The organism is Bacillus pretiosus, assembly GCF_051294775.1.
GTDB classification, from domain to species: Bacteria; Bacillota; Bacilli; order Bacillales; family Bacillaceae_G; genus Bacillus_A; species Bacillus_A wiedmannii.
This window is the reverse complement of record NZ_JBPPHF010000002.1, coordinates 313,657-332,844: the sequence shown is the minus strand read 5'-3', so window position 1 is coordinate 332,844 and position 19,188 is coordinate 313,657. Positions and strand designations below refer to the sequence as shown.

General features: G+C 35.4%; 22 protein-coding genes. 5 read left to right on the top strand and 17 right to left on the bottom strand.

What is annotated here, in order from left to right:
- Nucleotides 1-31: 31 nt before the first annotated feature.
- The 5 genes from etfB to ACSG5Z_RS09910 form a co-directional block, all read right to left on the bottom strand.
- Complete coding sequence (etfB, locus tag ACSG5Z_RS09930; RefSeq protein ID WP_001029035.1) at nt 32-805, bottom strand: electron transfer flavoprotein subunit beta; 774 nt, start codon at nt 803-805, stop codon at nt 32-34.
- Between the two features lie 78 nt (nt 806-883).
- Entirely contained in the window at nt 884-1,660 is a 777-nt protein-coding gene (locus ACSG5Z_RS09925) for an enoyl-CoA hydratase (protein WP_000911294.1), read from the bottom strand.
- 11 nt (nt 1,661-1,671) lie between these two features.
- Nucleotides 1,672-2,259 carry a fatty acid metabolism transcriptional regulator FadR gene (gene fadR, locus ACSG5Z_RS09920; RefSeq protein ID WP_000742213.1) on the bottom strand — a complete coding sequence of 196 codons (588 nt, stop codon included), beginning with the start codon at nt 2,257-2,259 and terminating at the stop codon, nt 1,672-1,674.
- A 106-nt stretch (nt 2,260-2,365) separates the two neighbouring features.
- Nucleotides 2,366-4,051: a long-chain-fatty-acid--CoA ligase gene (locus ACSG5Z_RS09915; protein ID WP_137014403.1), complete on the bottom strand. Its 1,686-nt coding sequence runs from the start codon at nt 4,049-4,051 to the stop codon at nt 2,366-2,368.
- Between the two features lie 189 nt (nt 4,052-4,240).
- A complete protein-coding gene (locus ACSG5Z_RS09910) occupies nt 4,241-5,017 on the bottom strand; it encodes a BclA C-terminal domain-containing protein (RefSeq protein ID WP_435711384.1) in 777 nt (258 codons plus the stop codon).
- Between the two features lie 551 nt (nt 5,018-5,568).
- Between ACSG5Z_RS09910 and ACSG5Z_RS09905 the strand changes: the two genes are divergently transcribed.
- Together ACSG5Z_RS09905 and ACSG5Z_RS09900 are read left to right on the top strand one after the other, a co-directional pair.
- Entirely contained in the window at nt 5,569-6,072 is a 504-nt protein-coding gene (locus ACSG5Z_RS09905; RefSeq protein ID WP_435711382.1) for a DinB family protein, read from the top strand.
- Nucleotides 6,073-6,210: 138 nt separating this feature from the next.
- Nucleotides 6,211-6,543, top strand: a complete 333-nt coding sequence (locus tag ACSG5Z_RS09900; RefSeq protein ID WP_435711381.1) for a YfjL-like protein — start codon at nt 6,211-6,213, stop codon at nt 6,541-6,543.
- A gap of 62 nt (nt 6,544-6,605) precedes the next feature.
- On the opposite strand, the gene ACSG5Z_RS09895 is transcribed toward ACSG5Z_RS09900, so the two are convergent.
- The 6 genes from ACSG5Z_RS09895 to ACSG5Z_RS09870 form a co-directional block, all read right to left on the bottom strand.
- Nucleotides 6,606-7,301, bottom strand: a complete 696-nt coding sequence (locus ACSG5Z_RS09895) for an ABC transporter permease (RefSeq protein ID WP_435711379.1) — start codon at nt 7,299-7,301, stop codon at nt 6,606-6,608.
- Between the two features lie 24 nt (nt 7,302-7,325).
- Nucleotides 7,326-8,198, bottom strand: coding sequence for a DUF4097 family beta strand repeat-containing protein (locus ACSG5Z_RS09890; RefSeq protein WP_435711378.1), 873 nt, complete (start codon nt 8,196-8,198; stop codon nt 7,326-7,328).
- A gap of 34 nt (nt 8,199-8,232) precedes the next feature.
- Nucleotides 8,233-8,937, bottom strand: a complete 705-nt coding sequence (locus ACSG5Z_RS09885; RefSeq protein ID WP_087985352.1) for an ABC transporter permease — start codon at nt 8,935-8,937, stop codon at nt 8,233-8,235.
- Between the two features lie 188 nt (nt 8,938-9,125).
- A complete protein-coding gene (locus ACSG5Z_RS09880) occupies nt 9,126-10,049 on the bottom strand; it encodes an ABC transporter ATP-binding protein (RefSeq protein WP_016086047.1) in 924 nt (307 codons plus the stop codon).
- 125 nt (nt 10,050-10,174) lie between these two features.
- Nucleotides 10,175-11,110 carry a HAMP domain-containing histidine kinase gene (locus ACSG5Z_RS09875; protein ID WP_088123476.1) on the bottom strand — a complete coding sequence of 312 codons (936 nt, stop codon included), beginning with the start codon at nt 11,108-11,110 and terminating at the stop codon, nt 10,175-10,177.
- Between the two features lies 1 nt (nt 11,111).
- Nucleotides 11,112-11,804, bottom strand: a complete 693-nt coding sequence (locus ACSG5Z_RS09870) for a response regulator transcription factor (protein WP_087985356.1) — start codon at nt 11,802-11,804, stop codon at nt 11,112-11,114.
- Nucleotides 11,805-11,973: 169 nt separating this feature from the next.
- Here ACSG5Z_RS09870 and ACSG5Z_RS09865 point away from each other — a divergent pair, with 169 nt between their 5' ends.
- Both ACSG5Z_RS09865 and ACSG5Z_RS09860 read left to right on the top strand, forming a co-directional pair.
- A complete protein-coding gene (locus tag ACSG5Z_RS09865; RefSeq protein WP_048544295.1) occupies nt 11,974-12,147 on the top strand; it encodes a hypothetical protein in 174 nt (57 codons plus the stop codon).
- Nucleotides 12,148-12,342: a YwbE family protein gene (locus ACSG5Z_RS09860; protein ID WP_001014310.1), complete on the top strand. Its 195-nt coding sequence runs from the start codon at nt 12,148-12,150 to the stop codon at nt 12,340-12,342.
- 39 nt (nt 12,343-12,381) lie between these two features.
- Here ACSG5Z_RS09860 and ACSG5Z_RS09855 read toward each other — a convergent pair whose 3' ends face one another.
- Complete coding sequence (locus ACSG5Z_RS09855) at nt 12,382-13,581, bottom strand: class I SAM-dependent rRNA methyltransferase (RefSeq protein ID WP_087985357.1); 1,200 nt, start codon at nt 13,579-13,581, stop codon at nt 12,382-12,384.
- Nucleotides 13,582-13,876: 295 nt separating this feature from the next.
- Between ACSG5Z_RS09855 and isdG the strand changes: the two genes are divergently transcribed.
- Nucleotides 13,877-14,200, top strand: a complete 324-nt coding sequence (isdG, locus tag ACSG5Z_RS09850) for a heme oxygenase (RefSeq protein WP_000587825.1) — start codon at nt 13,877-13,879, stop codon at nt 14,198-14,200.
- Between the two features lie 68 nt (nt 14,201-14,268).
- Here isdG and srtB read toward each other — a convergent pair whose 3' ends face one another.
- From srtB to ACSG5Z_RS09825, 5 genes are all read right to left on the bottom strand, one after another.
- A complete protein-coding gene (gene srtB, locus ACSG5Z_RS09845; protein ID WP_087985359.1) occupies nt 14,269-15,030 on the bottom strand; it encodes a class B sortase in 762 nt (253 codons plus the stop codon).
- 31 nt (nt 15,031-15,061) lie between these two features.
- The gene (locus ACSG5Z_RS09840) at nt 15,062-15,832 is read right to left on the bottom strand and encodes an ABC transporter ATP-binding protein (protein ID WP_087985360.1); all 771 of its coding nucleotides are present in this window, start codon (nt 15,830-15,832) and stop codon (nt 15,062-15,064) included.
- The gene (locus tag ACSG5Z_RS09835; RefSeq protein WP_435711373.1) at nt 15,822-16,805 is read right to left on the bottom strand and encodes a FecCD family ABC transporter permease; all 984 of its coding nucleotides are present in this window, start codon (nt 16,803-16,805) and stop codon (nt 15,822-15,824) included. Before ACSG5Z_RS09835 ends, ACSG5Z_RS09840 begins: the two co-directional genes overlap by 11 nt.
- Nucleotides 16,806-16,832: 27 nt before the next feature.
- Nucleotides 16,833-17,708 carry a heme ABC transporter substrate-binding protein IsdE gene (gene isdE, locus ACSG5Z_RS09830; RefSeq protein ID WP_170968380.1) on the bottom strand — a complete coding sequence of 292 codons (876 nt, stop codon included), beginning with the start codon at nt 17,706-17,708 and terminating at the stop codon, nt 16,833-16,835.
- A 75-nt stretch (nt 17,709-17,783) separates the two neighbouring features.
- Nucleotides 17,784-19,188, bottom strand: a 1,405-nt coding sequence (locus ACSG5Z_RS09825; protein ID WP_435711370.1) for an NEAT domain-containing protein, incomplete at its 5' end; no start/stop codon positions are given.

Genomic DNA, 19,188 nt, shown 5'->3' with positions numbered 1-19,188 from the left:
TTCCCTCCTGCATATATAATTTCGTATTTTATTAGATTACTTTCGCTTCTGTATGGAGCAACGATACAAGTTCTTTTACTTGATCTTGCAGCTCGCCTTGTAACACTTTTCCTGCATCTTTCTTAGGAGGCAAATAGATTTCAATTGTTTTTGTCTTTGCTTCCACATCATCTTCTTCTAAATCTAAATCATCTAATTCTACTTCTTCTAGTGGCTTTTTCTTCGCTTTCATAATACCTGGAAGCGATGGATAACGAGGTTCATTTAAACCTTGTTGTGCTGTTACTAAAACTGGTAATGAAGTTTCAATCACTTCCGTATCACCTTCAACATCACGCTCAATCTTCACGTTTGTACCGTCAATTTCAAGTTTTGTAATTGTCGTTACGTACGGAATATTTAACGCTTCTGCTACGCGTGGACCAACTTGTCCAGATGCACCATCAATTGCAACGTTCCCGCCTAAAATTAAATCTACATCTTTATCTTTTAAATATTCAGCAAGTACTTTTGCTGTCGTGAACTGGTCACCATTTTCCACATCATCTTCAATATTAATTAATACAGCTTTATCGCAGCCCATCGCTAATGCCGTACGAAGTTCTTTCTCACTATCTTCGCCACCGACTGTTACAACAGTAACTTCGCCACCTTGTGCGTCTCTTACTTGAATTGCTTCTTCAATCGCATATTCGTCGTAAGGGTTGATGATGAATTCCGCTTCGCCATCGTAAATTGCACCGTTTTTAATTACGATTTTTTCTTCTGTATCAAATGTTCGTTTCATGAGTACGTAGATGTTCATTCCATTTACCCCCTTGTTTTTCAGAAAGATTCTATCAATTTTAATTTTCTGTTAATTTATATTAAAAAAATAATTGAACTACCTGCCACTAAATGAAGGCTTACGTTTTTCTAAAAACGCTGCTACACCTTCTCTTCCATCTTCACCCGTAAATACTTCACCAAAGATTTGAGCTTCGCGTTGTACACCTTCATAATAATGAGACGATTTCGTCGTTTGCAATAACTCTAGTACAGCACGAGTCGTCGCTGGGCTTTTTCCAGCAATCTGTTTTGCAACTTTAAGCGTATCATCTAAAAATGTTTCTTCAGCAAAAACTCCGTTAACAAGTCCCCATTTTAATGCTTCTGCACCAGTAATCGGTGTACTTGTTAACATCATTTCACAAGCTTTCGCTTTCCCAACATAACGTGGTAATCGCTGTGTACCTGCAAATCCAGGAATTAATCCAAGTGTTAATTCAGGTAAACCAAGTTTTGCACTTTCAGTTGCAAAGCGCATGTGGCAAGACATAGCAAACTCAAGGCCGCCGCCAAGTGCCGCTCCATGAATTGCCGCGATAACTGGTTTTGAACATTTTTCAACACGCTCAAACGTAACTTGTCCAAGCTGCGCTAATTCTGTCGCTTGCTTCGCTTCAGTAACAGATGTAAATTCTTTAATATCTGCTCCCGCCGAGAAGAAGCGCCCTTCACCGTGAATAACAACAACACGAATGTTATCATCCTTCTCCACTTGATCAATTAATTCAGTAACGTCATGCATAACTTGTGAAGACATCGCGTTTGCCGGCGCATGATTTAACGTCGCCACAGCGATATGATCTTCAACTCTTACAGATAGGAATTTCAACATGATCCCTCCCATTATTGACGATAACCACAAGCTGCAATAAGTAGCCCATGTACCGTTTTTGAAAGTGCGACCAGATCATACTTATGATCGCTCATTACCCAATTGGTCACAACTTCATCTACTGTTCCAAAGATCATTTGTCTTGCCACGCGAACATTTAAATCCGCTTGGAATTCACCTTGCTTTATACCTGTCTCTAAAATCTCATCCATAACTTGTAAGTAGCCTTTTAATACTTCATTTATTTTTAGGCGTAAGTCTTGATTGGACTGTCTTAGCTCTAATTGCGTAACGATAGCAAGAGGATCATTTTGTGATAACAGCAAGAAGTGCGTTTCTACCAACATGAATAACTTCGATACAGCGCTTTCAATTCCTGCTGTTTTTTGACGAATTGTTTCGACAAAATCTCCCATCTTCTCTTGGAATAAGGATATTAATATATCTTCTTTATTTTTAAAATATAAATAAATCGTGCCATCAGCTACCCCAGCTTGCTTTGCTATTTTAGAAACTTGCGCTTGGTGGTACCCATTCTCCGCAATCACAATGACTGCCGCATCAATAATTTGATTGTATTTCGGTCTATTTTTCTTCACTTTACTGTCCCCTTCAAGAAGATGACTGAATGAATAGTCATTCATATTCTTATAATACTGACTATTTAGAAAAGTGTCAATCCTATTTTTTCAAAAAGAAAGGGCCTTAGCCCGTTTGCTCATCCTCATTTTTTCTTTTCTCTTCATCTATTAGGACACGGCGTAAAATTTTTCCGACTGTCGTTTTCGGCAGTTCATCTCTAAACTCATATACTTTCGGTACTTTATAAGCCGCTAAATATTTACGCGCAAACTGGTTTAATTCTTCCTCAGAACACTCCGCACCTTCTTTTAACACAACAAATGCTTTAACTGTCTCTCCCCGGTACGGATCGGGAACTCCAATCGTCACTACTTCTTGCACTTTTTCATGCTCATATAATACTTCTTCTACTTCACGAGGATACACATTAAATCCACTCGCAACAATCATATCTTTCTTACGATCTTTCACATAGAAAAATCCATCTTCATCCATGTAACCAACATCACCTGTATGAAGCCATCCGTCTTGTAATACAGCTGCTGTTTCTTCTGGCTTATTCCAATACCCTTTCATAATTTGAGGACCCTTTACAACAATTTCACCAATTTCACCCGGAGGTAAAGCCTCTCCAGTTTCAAGTGACATAATGTTTGCCTCTGTATCTGGCCACGGCACACCAATACTTCCTGGCACGCGTTTTTCCCACAAAAAATTCCCATGTGTAACTGGCGACGACTCCGTTAATCCATAACCTTCTACCAATTTCCCACCTGTAACTCTCTCAAACTCTTCCTGTACTTCTACAGGAAGCGGGGCAGATCCACTAATACAAGCTTGAATAGAAGAAATATCATATTCTTTTAAGAGGGGACTATTTAATAGAGCAATATAAATGGTCGGTGCCCCTGGAAATAGTGTGACTTTATGTTTTTTTATCGCTTCAAAAACCATTTTCATATCAAACTTCGGAATCAGCACCATTTTATATCCTTGCATAATACTTAAATTCATTACAGCTGTCATCCCATACACATGAAAGAACGGAAGGACACCAAGAATTACTTCTTCCCCTTCTTTACAATTATATAGCCAATGAGCTCCCATTAAAGTGTTCGAAACAAGATTTTTATGCGTCAACATAACGCCTTTCGGAAATCCAGTTGTTCCTCCTGTGTACTGTAAAAGGGCTAGATCATTTTCAGGATCACAAGGCACTTCAACATTAACATTACTTTCTCTTTCTACTGATTTCCATAGATGAATCGTTTCGCTTTCCGACACATTTACAACAAGATTTGCCTGCTTTTTTTGTACAAATGGATAAAGTAAATTTTTAGGGAAGGGTAAAAAGTCCGCAATCCGAGTTACGATAATATGTTCAATTTTTGTAGCAGATTGAATATTCGTTACTCTTGGAAACACTAAATCGAGACAAAGAATTACTTTTGCTCCCGAGTCATGAAGCTGGTATTCTAATTCTCTTTCTGTATATAGTGGATTTGTTTGTACTACGATACCTCCCGCAAGTAATGTACCATAATAACCAATTACAGATTGCGGACAGTTCGGCAACATAATAGCAACTCGATCACCCTTTTCCACACCGAGCTTTTGAAGATAATTTGCAAACCTCTTCACCTTATCGTGGAAGTCTGAAAATGTAATATCCTTCCCTAAAAAGTGAAGCGCTTTCTTTTCTGGATAACGAGAAGCCACCTGTTCCACATATCTATGAAGCGGCTGAATATCATAAGAAATCATACTTGGAATTTCTTCTGGATAACTTTTCAACCATGGTTTTTCCACCTTCATTCCCCCTTCAAATACATAAAAATAAATGAATGTTCATTCATGATGGTTGGTTTCATTATATTATAGTCGCCATAACGTTACAATCATAATATTCTGACTTTTACATAACTATGCTTCACTCCATTAACTTCTTATTATATGTACAAACTCTCCTAATCTATAAAAAAATAAGAGAGTTATTATTTAGCTTAATCTTATTATCGTTAACACAGCTCCTGGTGTAGTTGTTGATAATGTTGCAACAGCTAACAAACCAAATAGTTGCAAACTAATAGCATCTCCTGCTGCAAGAGTTGTAATGATTGTTGCACTAAATGATGTAGTTGCTACCGCAGGAGAATTAATTGTCCCAGCAAGTGGTGCTCCATTAATTGTAATCCGTGAACTGACTAATAATGAAGCCGTTATATTAATCGTGTATGAAATATAATAATTCCCAGCATTTGCAACCGTAAATACTGTATTCCCTCCAGAAACAGTAATACCTGGACCGATGTTTTGATTATTTGGAAGCGGGACATTCGTTCCACCAAGAAGTACCGATATAGCTGTTCCTGACGTATTATTTGCAAATGCATACGTCGCCGTGATACTTGTACCTGTTATTCCCGTCGCTCCTGTTGGACCTGTTACTCCCGTTGGACCTGTTACTCCTGTTGGACCTGTTGCCCCTGTTATTCCTGTTGCTCCCGTCGGACCCGTTGTTCCTGTTATTCCCGTCGCTCCCGTTGGACCTGTTGCCCCTGTTATTCCCGTCGCTCCCGTTGGACCCGTTGTTCCTGTTATTCCCGTCGCTCCCGTTGGACCTGTCTCACCTGTTGGACCTGTTACTCCCGTTGGACCTGTTGGGCCAAGCTTAGGAACTGTCCCATCACAACTAAAACAGCATGAATCAACATGTACACCATTTTGATTATTACACCCACAATATCCATTTATATTATTGCTCCATGAAGACATGTTGATCACTTCCTTTACATTCGATCTTTTAAGTACAATCACCGAGTTAGAAAACACCTATCTAAATAACAAAGAAATACTTTACCTAGTGGGGATAAACACAGATTTATTCCATACATTCTAGTAATTATTACATGCGATTCGCTCTCTTTTTGCTTGTACTTTTGCCTTCTTGCTCAAATGAAATTCTTTTTTTCATTCTGCATATACATATAAACTTCAATCCAATTAGTGTATTCATCAGTGGACTACTTGCAGTTGAAATTTCCCTTTTTTTCATGGAAATTAGGATTTAGCTCAACAGCCCTTGCTTTAATAGAAATCGGTATTTCAGCTCTCGGCTCAACAATTATTCAACTCTTTATCGTTACGCAAATTTGAAGGTTGCTGTACTTGGAGCACCTTATTTCTTATGGTTGGTGAGAAAAAGTTGGAAGAAAGTTAAAAAGGAGCTTCTTGGAAGTCTCCTTTTTTATTCATTCTTATAAGGTCAAAAGGAAACTATCTTTTTTTCACGAATGTAACCTATGAACTAACTAGGAGGGATAAATATGTACCAAACTATTGAAGGCTTCTTGCAATCATGGACATACGAGGCTGAGTCTACTCAAAAGATGCTCGATACATTAACAGATGAGTCTTTATCACAAGAAATTGCACCTGGACACTGGACATTAAGCAGAGTTGCTTGGCATATCGTGACTGCAATTCCAGTTATGCTATCTGGCACAGGGCTTAAGTTTGAAGGAGAATCGAAGGATTATCCTGTACCAACTTCTGCAACAACAATTGCTGATCAATACCGTAAAGTGAATGTAGCTTTTGTTGAAGCTCTTCAAGGCGAATGGACTGATAAAGACTTAGCTACTATTAATGACTTCTTTGGTCGTCCTATGCCGAATTCTATATTTTTAATGACACTCATTAATCATCAAAATCACCATCGCGGACAAATGACTGTTTTAATGCGCCAAGCTGGTTTAACCGTCCCTGGCGTATATGGTCCTGCAAAAGAAGAATGGGCCGCGGCTGGAATGGAAGCTCCTAAAATGTAACCACAAAAAAAGACAAGGTGTTTACACATCTTGTCTTTTTCTGTAACTTGTTTCATGTGAAACTATTTTTTGCTAAATGGTTGTTTTATGGAAAAAATACGTTAAAATGAATACATATTATGAGGAGGGGCAACCAAATTGAATACAAAAAATAAAAAAATAGTTATGGGAACTATTTTACTAACTTCTATTATCGGAGTTATCAGTGTGTCTCTTTATTGCACAAGTTATGGTACCCCTTGGGGAAAACAAACAGCAGTTACGGAATCAAAAGAATATATTACAAAATACTTTGATCTAGATGCGGAAGTCAAAAATACTTCTTACGATGCTAAAATGAATAGCTATGCCATCTCCTTTGAGACAAGTAGAGACGGAGATTTTACTATCGAATATAAAAGTCCTAATAACTTTAATATTTCTCCAGGAGTGCAAGCGTATTTAAGCAAACACTCCAAATTTACAGAGTAGTAACGAAGCATACATATACAAAAAAGAGTTGGTGTAACGCCAACTCTTTTTTCTTATTCTTGTCATACAGTTATATCTTCCTTCTCTATATTTTTAATTCCGTAATATGCAATCACAACTCCAATTGCTGCAAGTGCTAGTTGAAGGGGAAGAAAAGTTGCTGTAGTAAACGTTGGGTTGCTATTCATTGCAATTGATACAACGATAAGAGATGAAACAATTGTAGTTGGCACTGAACGTTTACGCATTCCAAAATATAATGGGATTAAACTCATTCCCGCAGTTGCAATAGCTAAAGGAACCAGTTTTATTCCTTCTTGCATCAATTGATCTACTGTAAATGGATTAGGAAGAATTGAAAAATAACTATCTATCCCAAAGAAAATTCCTACTACTAAAATGTTAGATAAAATAACTGTTAGAAATGTTAATGTTGCTGTAATGGCCAACTTACTACTCATCATTTTCCTCCGATCAATAGGATAAGAAAACATAAGTAGTATTGTTTTATTTTTATATTCACTAATTATTAACCTTGCGATTAACACACTACCAAAAATAATAAATGTTGCTCTTACTAATGTACTAGCCATTAACAACACCATCTGTGGATCTCTCATTTCTGGATCTCCTTCTATTTGAGAAACGATGCTCGTAAAGATCAGTAATGCCAGTATAGCGATATTTGCAATAATTGCTCCCCTCACATACCATCCAATCTTAAATTTCTTCAGTTCTAGCTTCATAAGACGTAGCATAATAGTCCTCCTTTCATTTACATTTTAATCGATATAAATTACCCCTGTTTCACTTAAAATTTCCACTTTGTTTTTTGCATCACCAATGGTTCCTACTTTTACCTTTTCTGTATTTTTATCTTTCTTAAGTCCTTTTACATTCACCATTACGTCAGACGAATTACTTTTAGCCGTAAGTTTTAAAGATGTCGGAACACCTTTATACCGTACGCCAATATCTCCTGATTTTGTTTCTACAAATAATGATTTTCCTTCTTTCATATCTTTCAGTAATACTTCCCCAGATATTGAAGTGATGTTCATATTTTCGTTTTTTATATTTTTCACATAATTATCGCCAGTAGTAGAAGTTATATTTACTTCTTGTAACGAACTATCTTTTAACATTAAATCTCCACTTTCGGATGTGAATTCACCCTTATCTGCCGATAGTTCTACAACCATTTCATCTCCAGACTTGCCTTTTGTCACGATACTTTTTACTACTATATCGCTTATTTTTACATCACCCGATTTATTATTTAATACAATTTTATCTATTTCTTTCTTCGGAATAGCTATCGATATACTATTTTTCTTCCTAAACGTAAAACCATTAAAGAATCTAGTCGCCTTTTGTTTTTGCTTAACTATAACTTTATTCCCTGCTTGTTCTATTTCGACGGGATCTATCTCTTTATCTACTCGTTGACCTTGAGCGGAAATTACTATTTTGTTAGCATCTGTACTTTTCAACTCAATATCCCAGTTTTCATTTTCCACTTCTATTTCTTTTATATGATTTATCTCAAAAGACTTTTCTTTCTTAAAATCTTTCCCCTGAAATACCTTAAAGCCAAAAACCACACTAGCAATTGTCAAAAATAATATTGCAATTACTATTATTTTTTTCACCATTCATACCCCAGTTCGTTTTTGTTTTAGGCTTGCTTCACGCCACATCGATCTTGTCGATTTTACGAAACGATAGATAACTAATAAAAATCCCTAATAAACAGAGCACTATTGGGATAGCTATAAAATCAAACATACTTACTTGATTGCTTTCAGCCCCAACGTTACCACTAATCAACATACCAATTATTACTGCCGAAGTAATCGTTGTCGGTGTTGATTTCTTTCTCATCCCAAAAAATAAGGGAATTAAACTTATACCAGATATCATAAATGCACTTATAATAGTAGCTGGAACGATAGCTATTATTTCACCTATCGTAGCTGGCGTTTCAATCAGTCCCATCATTGGACTCACAAAATATACGAGCAAACTAATAATAAAAGTAGCGATAATCGTGCTCACAAAACAAAAACAAAAAACAATTGTTAATTTCGCTCTCATTAACATTTTCCTTTGCAGTGGATACATAAATGATAGTTGGATCGTTTTGTTCTTATACTCATCAATTACTAAACGTGATAAAATGACTGAACTAAAAATAATGAATGTTATTCTAATAAAAATATTTACTAAAGCCATGTTCTGTGTAAAGTCAGAGAAGAGCATGTCTTCCTCAGCTTTCATTCCCCATGCCATAAGGCTTACTACAGCGAAAATTGCTATAATACAAATTGCTACACTTTTAAAGTAACTAGATAATTGATGTTTCTTCCATTCGAGCTTCATTAATTTAAACATATAAACCACGCCTCCATTCTTTATATAACTGTCTCTACACTGGTAACATTCTAATTCCAGCCGTAACTACGCTTAACACTCCTATCATTAGTAGAATCAACAACCATTTCCGCTCTGGTTTCCTATAATATAAAATCCCACTTATGAACAGTACGATCAATCCGCTTACTAGATTCACTAACAATCCGTTAAGCATGAATACCCTCTCCATCCATTACATTTAAGAAATATTCTTCTAAGGAACTATGTTTCTTATTAATACTTTCAATTTCTACATCGTTCATAATAAGTGCTTTTGAAATGGCTTGCTGCGTCGCCTTCAATTCATACACGCGAATCATATTTCCACTCATTATTTTGTAATTTTTTATACCAAGTTTATCTTCTAAAATATAAGCTGCACGCTTCACATCAGGAACAGTAATTTCAATGTACTCTGTTTGTTTTCCGTTAATACTCTTCATCGAAACTTCTTTTATTAGTTTTCCATTTTGAATTACACCAATTGTATCTGCCATTAGTTCCATCTCGCCTAAAATATGACTAGAGACTAATAACGTAATACCGTATTCTTTGCAAAGCATTTTAAATAAGTCTCTTAATTCTTTAATACCAATTGGATCTAAACCGTTAATTGGCTCATCTAAAATGAGTAATTCTGGCTTTGTCATGATCGCCCTTGCAATACCAAGTCGTTGCTTCATCCCTAATGAAAAATCTTTTACTTTTTTATCATCTATACCGTGCAGTTTTACTAAATGTAAAGCATGATCAATTGCGTTTTTATCGTAATACCCCATATATTCACAATGTAATTCTAAGTTTTCTTTCGCCGTTAATTTATCATAAAAGATTGGATATTCAATAATTGTCCCCATGCGCTTTAACAATTCATAAGATGTATCCGTTAACTTCTCACCAAAAATTTCAATATCACCGCTCGTCGGCTTTATTAGATTTGTGATCATCTTCATAATCGTTGTTTTACCTGCACCATTCGGTCCTAAGAAACCATAAATCTCTCCTTTTTTCACATGCATGTTAACGCTAGAAATAACTTCTTTCCCTTTAAACACTTTCGTTAACTGATTCGTTTTTAATATATATGTCATGTCATTTTCTCCTTTCGCACTACTTTATATTTCTATAATAGACAATGGAAATCTCTTTTTTCTTACCCGTTCCTTACAAATTCCTTACGTTGAAAAAAAGCTTGTAGAATCTAATTCTCTACAAGCTAAAACAGCATCTTTTTTAATACAACTGTAAAAATCGTTTTTTCATACGGCTTACTAGAAAGATGTATTTTTCCGTCCATCGCTTCCACAAGCCGTTTCGTAATCGTTAACCCTAGACCACTTCCTTGGTACAATCTATTTCTCGAATCTTCAAGTGTGTACATACGCTCAAACACTTTATCAATATGAGATTCATCAATTCCTTTTCCTGTATCCCATATATCTATATACACACTCGTTTCATCATCTCTTAACGTCATACCGAGCGTCTTTCCATCGTCTCCATATGTAATCGCATTTGATATTAAATTATTCAATACTCTACCTAATACTTCCTCATTTCCAAGTGCATATATATTTCTTTCCGGTATATCAATATGAACGTGAAAACCTTTTGACGTCACTAAATCATAAAAAGATAAAATTTTCTCACGGCAAACTTCATTCATATTTACTTTTGTCATCTCGATTGCCTTATCACCAGATTCTAGTTTTGCTAAATCAAAAAACTTATGAATCAATTCCATTACTTCTAGTGTTTTCACATGCACCTTTTCAAGTAATATTTGCTGTTCTTCTTTATTCATCGTTTTATCCTTATTTAACATTTCTGTATATCCAAGAATAACTGTTAGTGGCGTCTTTAAATCATGTGAAATATTTGAAAGCATTTTTCTCATCGAAATTTCTACTTTTGCATGATCTGCATTCGTTTTCTGTTTTGCAGCTAGTAATTGATTAATTGCCACTAATAATTTTTGTAATTGTAGATCATCTGTCATAACGAGTAACTTCTCGCCTGTTTGTTCATTTACAATGCTTTCTAGCTTTTCATATGTGTATCGTAAATTTTTGCTACTGTTTTTTCTCATTTTATACTGTATGTAAATGACACATAACAATGTAAAAATAATACCTATTAACAAATTGACCATATTACATCACTTCCAACTTATAGCCGATGCCCCATAACGTTTTAATATACTCTGGATTAGATGGATCACTTTCAATTTTCTCGCGCAATCTTCTCATATGAACATTTATAACATTATCATCACCGTAATACTCTTCGTTCCAAACTAACGTATATATTTGCGCTTTCGTAAATACACGATTTTGATTCTTTACGAATAGCTTTAAAATCTCAAATTCTTTTAAAGTAAGTTTGAGCGACTTTCCGTTTTTTTCAACCGTAAAATTAATTGGGTCAATTGTCAAATCACCAATTTGAATCATCTTTTCTGTTGTTTCTGTAGCCGAATATTTCGTAGACCTCCGAATACCCGCTTTTACACGTGCAGCCAATTCAATCATAGAAAACGGCTTACAAATGTAATCATCTGCTCCAAGTCCTAATCCAACAGCTTTATCAACATCTGTATCTTTTGCCGACATCATTAAAATCGGAACGGCACTTTTTTCCCGAATGATTCGCACAACCTCTAAGCCATCTAGCTTTGGCATCATAATGTCGAGGATAACTAAATCAAAGGATGATTTAAAAAATGCTTGCACCCCTTCTTCTCCGTCAGACGCGATTGTAACTTGAAACCCTTCCTTTATTAAATACTTTTCCACCATCTCTTGAATTGAAATATCATCTTCAACTAATAAAATATGATGTGACATATGTCTATCCCCTTTTTTACAAACATTAACATTTCAATTGTATCGTAACGAATGAATACTGGAAAGAATTATATGAATTTTCAAACCAACTTCCCTTCCTTCCTTAACAATGATATGATAAAATTCACTACTATTGTTCATAATTAACTTTATATAAAGGAGACTTATCATGTCAGAAAACAAAAAAGTAAGCTTAGCTGATTTAATGCGTGAACAACTTGCAAAGAAAAAGCAAGGAAATGGAAATGGTGCAAATAATACAAATCAAAGCCAAGCAACGAAAAAATTACAAAACCAACAAACGAAGAAAACAAACAACCAACGTAGACGTACAGGTGTATAAATGAACGGACAAAAACGTTCTAATATCGCACCCGGTCTTGAAGTTGATATTGTATTAAAACAAGATCAACGCACCGGTAAATTAACACGTGGAATTGTAAAAGATATTTTAACAAACTCCCCTTCTCATCCACATGGCATTAAAGTACGATTGCAGGACGGGCAAGTCGGTAGAGTACAAAATATCGTTCAATAAGAAAAGGAGCTCAAGTAAACTCGAGCTCCTTTTTCTTTATTACCCTTTAATTTTCTCAATGAAAACTACTTTTAAATAGTCTCCTTCTTTGAATTGATCAATGGTACGAAAATCTTCTGGTAAAGAATGTTCTTCTAATATTTTATATTTGCCATTCATTTCTTTAAATGCCGTATCGATAAATCCTTTAAACTTTTTCATATCAAATGCGCTACAGTTTGTAGAAGCAACGATAATCCCGTTATTTTCTGTAATCGCAATTGTTTCTTTTAGTAAGTTTTTATAATCTTTCGCTGCACTAAATGTATATTTTTTTGAGCGTGCAAAACTTGGAGGATCAAGTACGACCATATCAAATTTCATCTTTTTCTTAGCTGCATATTTGAAGTAAAGAAATACATCTTCTACAATAATATCTTGCGCTTCATAATCAACTTCATTTACACTAAACTGCTCAATCGTTTTACTTAAACTACGATTTGCAAGGTCGACACTCGTCGTTTTACTCGCTCCGCCAAGCGCTGCAAATACAGAGAAAGCACCTGTATAAGAGAACATATTTAATACTGTTCTCCCCTTTGCATATTTATCACGAATTTGTTTTCGAACGTTACGCTGATCTAAAAATACACCAACCATCGCTCCGTCATTTAAATAAACAGCAAAGTTCACACCGTTCTCTTTTACGATAAGCGGGAACTCACCGCGTACTCCTGCTACGAAATCATCGCCTTCAATGTATTTCCCTTTCGTATCAAAACGCTTTTTCTCATAAATACCTTTAAAGTTTGCTACTTTTTGAAGAGCTGCTATAATCTCATCTCTGAAAGTATAAATCCCTTCACTATACCAACTTACTACATAATAGCCGTCATAATAATCAATAATTAAGCCTCCAAGACCATCACCTTCACCATTTAGGGCACGGAATGCTGTCGTATCACTTGATTTGTAAAATTGCTTTCGTTTATGTAAGGCAGATTTTATTTTACTTTCAAAGAAAGATTGATTAATTTGTTCACTCTCTTTTCTCGTTAAAATCCAGCCGTATCCTTTATTTTGTTTTCCATAATAACCTTTTCCGACAAAATGGTTCTTCTCATCTACTACTTTAATGATTGTTCCTTCTTCCTGAACATCATTTAAATTTTGAATCGCATCTTTTAAAATAAGCGGATATCCACTTTTAATTTCTTTTATAAATTTCGGTTTTATTTTTACAGTTACTTCTGATCGCATATAATAACTTCCTTTCCATTTGCATGCTTTCTCTATAGGAAGCATTTAAAAAACGAGCCTGAAAAAACAGCCTCGTTTCACTATACCATATTATTGCTTTGCTAGTACAACTCGCTCATTCTCTCACTTAACCGCCACATATTTACTACATTTTGAAATGGAAATCTTACTGTCCGAAATAATCAAAAAACTTATTTATTTCACATTTACCATTGACATTGATAATGATTTTCATTATCATTTAATGTATATGAGTTCTCGAAAATAAAGGCTACATTTATAGGAGGAATAAAACATGATTATTGTTACAAATACAGCTAAAATTACAAAGGGAAATGGACATAAATTAATTGAGCGTTTTAATAAAGTAGGTCAAGTCGAAACGATGCCAGGCTTTTTAGGATTAGAAGTTCTTTTAACGCAAAATACAGTTGATTATGATGAAGTAACAATTAGCACACGCTGGAATGCAAAAGAAGATTTCCAAGGTTGGACGAAGAGCTCAGCATTTAAAGATGCTCATTCACATCAAGGTGGGATGCCAGAATATATTCTTGATAATAAAATCACTTACTACAATGTTGAAGTTGTACGTATGCCAATGGCTGCAGCACAGTAAACATATTTCTTTTTTAAAGTATAGAATATGAGAAGCGTTACCACTTCTCATATTCTATACTTTTTTTACTATCTCTTTACTAGTTTCGCATGCACGACTAACCTTCCTGCTTCCGGATCAAGTGCATAGTCACACGTCGAAAATGTTACGATTTGATCACTCGCTGTCAATTTTGTATCCGTTTTGTACAGCGATTTTTCTTGAATTTTCTCCAAAAACGATGTGTATTCCGTATCATTGCTAAAATCCGTTTCAATGTAATAAAAATCAGTTGTTGTTGTATACACCGAGAACACTTCAAGATCATATCCTTCAAATAATGTATCGTAATATAATTTACGATGCGACATGAAGAACTCTTCATCTAACATTTTCTTTAAACTTCCAAACATAGAACCATCTTTCATACGGTGACCATATAAAATAGTATTTCGATTTTGAGATTTCACATCATTACGATAGTCCATAAAAATGCTGCCTGCTCTCATATCTTCACCTTTATAATTACGAAATAAATAGTAATCATTGTCTTTCGCCTGAACGATTGGATAATTAATTTGTGTATCATCCATCGTAATCCATCCAACTATTTCTTGGTTAATTTGCTGCAGAGCTTTGAACTGTTTACGTACTTCCCCGTCTTGTGATTGCTCTTCCATCGGACTCTTTTCATAAATATTTTGTGCTTCGGCCATTACTTTACGATTTTCATAGTAATCCATGAAAATATCACCTAATTCATATACTGAATAGAAAAAGGTACCTAAAAAAACAACTGTAAGTATTCGTTGAAAAAAAGAATTCTTCTTCCGTTCTTTTTTACTACTCAAATCATCACCTCAAAACGGATTGTTCGCATATTTAAATACCTATTGGGACCATATACAACCCTGTATCTTCATCTTGCTTTACAACGACATCTACACCGTATATCGTCTTTATCATACTTTCTGTCACAACATCATTCGGCTTACCTTTCGTAACAATTTCGCCGTCTTTCATAACAATAATATGATCACTATAGCGAATCGCCTGATTGATATCATGTAATACCATAACGATCGTCAATCCATGTACTTCATTTAACTCTTTTACTAGCTCTAATATTTCAAGTTGATAATAAATATCTAAATATGTTGTCGGTTCATCTAAAAAGAGCATTGGTGTTTTCTGAGCTAACGTCATGGCAATCCAAACACGTTGTCTTTCTCCACCAGATAAGGCGTGAATCTCTTTATCACGTTTACTTAGCAAATTCGTACATGCTAAAGCCCTTTCGATTGCTTCTCTATCTTCATCAGTTTGCGAGGAAAAAATATTTTTATGAGGCATACGACCATAACTTGTTAATTTCTCTACCGTCATGTCTGCCGGTGCTTCATTTTGTTGATGGACAACGGCTAACTTTCTAGCAAACTCTTTCGGTTTATATTGACTAATCGCCTTCCCATCGAGTATTATCTCTCCGCTACGAGGGTCGTGATTTCTTGACATCACACCAAGTAATGTCGATTTCCCGCAACCGTTTGGACCAATAATTGTTGTAATTTTACCAATTTCTATTTCACTACTAACCGACTTTAATCGATCCGTTACATTATCATACGAAAAGGTTACATTTTTAATTTCCATGAACTTTATCACTCTTTCTAAGCAAGAATATTAAGAATGGGCCACCAATCACTGCCATAATCGTCGCTGCTGGAATTTCGTTAGGTGGCACAATTAACCTTCCAATCGTATCCGCCGTCAAAATTAATAACGCTCCTGCAAGAGCAGAAAATGGAATTAATACTTTATGATCCGAACCGACTAGTTGTCTTGAAATGTGCGGAACGAGTAATCCTACGAAAGCAATAACACCTGCAATTGCTGTTGATACTGCTGCTAAAAGTACTGCAATAGCAGAAATAATAAGACGAACTCTCGTCACGTGCAAACCTAAGTTTTTCGCAGTCTTATCTTGTAGCGATAATAAGTTACACCAAGCTCCTACAAACAGAGCAAGAATAAGACCAATCGTTCCATATGTAACCATTATTTCTACATCGTCCCACGTCTTCATCGTTATGTTAGAAGTCGTCGTTTGCTTAATAGTCTTAATGAAGTATCCGCAAATCGTAATGAACGATTCATTTAATCCAGTGAACATTGCATTAATAGCTATACCAACTAAAATAATGCGAAGCGGACTTAACCCTGACTTCCATGAAAATGCATAAACGAGATAACATGCAAACGCACCACCTAAAAAGGCGAATACTGGTGTCCAGAAAAAGAATTGCGGGAATAGCGTAATAATAACAAGTGTCATAAAACTTGCTCCAGAAGATATCCCGATTACCCCAGCATCAGCAAGTGGATTTTTCATAACAGCTTGAAAAAGCACACCTGAAACGGCCAGAGCTGCTCCAGTAAATAGTGCAATAATAATACGTGGGAAACGTAAATCTTTAATCACTTCAACATCTTCATTTCCCCCTGTAAATATCCCTTGCACAAGCTCAACAATACCTATTTCTAAACTCCCTTTCATCGCTGACAATGATGTCATAACAATAAGCAATGCAGTAACAATGAGGAAACTCCAAGTTTTTTTATTCATTCCACTCTTCCTTTATATTAAAATGCATCACGGATACATCATTTTTTTCAATTCATCTAACGCTTCCATTGCTGCTAAATTACCTGTCGTCCCAAATAAGCGCTCTTCTAAATCGTAAACACGGTTATTTTTAACGGCAACGAAATGTTTCCAAATATCATTTGTTTTAAATTCTTTATCAAACATTTTCACAACTTCATCAGGCATACCATGAGCTGCTCGTAAAATAATATCTGGATCAGCTTTTTTTAAATACTCTGTATTAGAAGCTAAATACTCTACTTGTTCACCTTGCACAATATTTTTGCCACCTAGTTGTTTCACTAGATCTCCAATATAAGAATGCTCTGTTGCTACTAAATAACTCCCTGGTACACCTAATAAAATAAGCACTGTCGGTTCTTTCTTTCCCTTTACTGCTTTTTTAATCTCTGCAACCTTGTTATCTAACTTCGTTACAACTGCTTCAGCCTGCTTTTCACGTCCATATTGCTTACCTAAATCGCTAATGGAATTTTGCATATTTTTCAAGCTTGTTAAATCTAAAAAATTTGCTTTCGTGCCCACACCATCAAAAACTGGCTTTAATTCATATTCAAGTGTTGTCACGGATAATACTTCTGACGGCTTTAATGACTTTACCTTTTCCATATCCGGACTCATCGGATTACCGACTTCAGGTAAACCTTTATATCTCTTTGGTAAATCTTTCGTACTTGTTGGAATACCAACTAAATCTACTTCTAACGCATCCATAATTTCAGTAACAGCAACTGTCGTTGCAACAATTCTCTCTTTACTCTCACTCTTTACCTGTTTTGCTGCTTCTTTTTTGGGCGCCGAGCATCCAGCTATACTCACTAATAGAATGATAGCCATTAGTACACTAGCAATTTTCTTCACTCTCAATCACCACTCCTTTCCAAACAATATGAAACAAGTCTTGATGCATGCGAACATGCATCAAGACTCCAAAAATTACAATCTTCCTGCTCTATATTTACGAACTAGTAAAGCAAGTGACCCAAGCAATAGCACCATGTATAAACCTAGTTGTGCTGTATCTGCCGTTTTTGAGTTTTTCTCTTTTTTCGAATCATTTTTTTGATCTTCTTTTTTCTTCTTATCATCTGCATTTCGGTTAAAATCAGGATTATCTACTTTTTTTACATTATCTACTTTCGGTGTAATCACTGGATTGTTCGGATTATTTTTCGGATCTTTTTTTGGATCCTCTTTAATCGTGCCTAACGCACCAATATTATTTGTATCAAATTGAATTTGGACATCGTAGAAATGATGGTAGTTCATGTCATTGATATCAACTTTTACTTTTGCATTTAATTTTGCAAATAAATCACTTACTTCAAATTGCACTACTCTCCTATTTGCATTTTTATCTTCGCTTACTACTTTCGCATCAGCAAAAAGACTGTTATTTTCCGTTTGGAATTTTGTAATCCATGCACTATTTTTCAACGTCATCTCAATGTACTTTTTACCATCTTTAACGATTAATTTTGCTGGGTGTACAGTATAGTCATGCATCTTTGAAAGCTCATTTGTTTTATCTTTTAACACTTTAAATGGAATATCATATTGACCATCCACTAAATTTCTTGGATCAACTATTACTTTTGGCTTATTATTTCCGCCTTGGTTGTTGTTTCCACCTTGGTTATCGTTTCCACCTTGGTTATCGTTTCCGCCTTGGTTATCGTTTCCGCCTTGGTTATCGTTTCCGCCTTGGTTGTCGTTTCCGCCTTGGTTGTCGTTTTCGCCTTGGTTACCTAAAACTTTAATACTATCTTGATCAAATACAAATTGAACATCGTAGAAATGGTGATAATTCATCGCATCAATATCTACTTTTACTTTTGCGTTTAATTTTTTAGATAAATCATCTACTTCTAACTCTACTACTTTTGTATTTTGCTCTTTATTCTCACTTAATACTTTTGCATTAACAAAAGAACTATTCTTCTCAAACTCAAACTTTGTAATCCATGCACTATTCGTTAATGTAAACGATATATACTTCTTACCATCTTTCACTTTTAGTACAGCTGGACTCTTTGTATATGTGTTCATCATTGAAATTTCTTCTGTTTGATCTTTTAGAACTTTAAAGCCAATGCTGTATTCACCATCTTTAAGGGCTTTTGGATCAATGGTTGTGTTGTTACCTTGGTTGTTGTTTCCGCCTTGGTTACCGTTTCCGCCTTGGTTATTGTTTCCGCCTTGGTTATCGTTTCCGCCTTGGTTATCGTTTCCGCCTTGGTTATCGTTTCCGCCTTGGTTATCGTTTCCGCCTTGGTTATCGTTTCCGCCTTGGTTATCGTTTCCGCCTTGGTTATCGTTTCCGCCTTGGTTATCGTTTCGG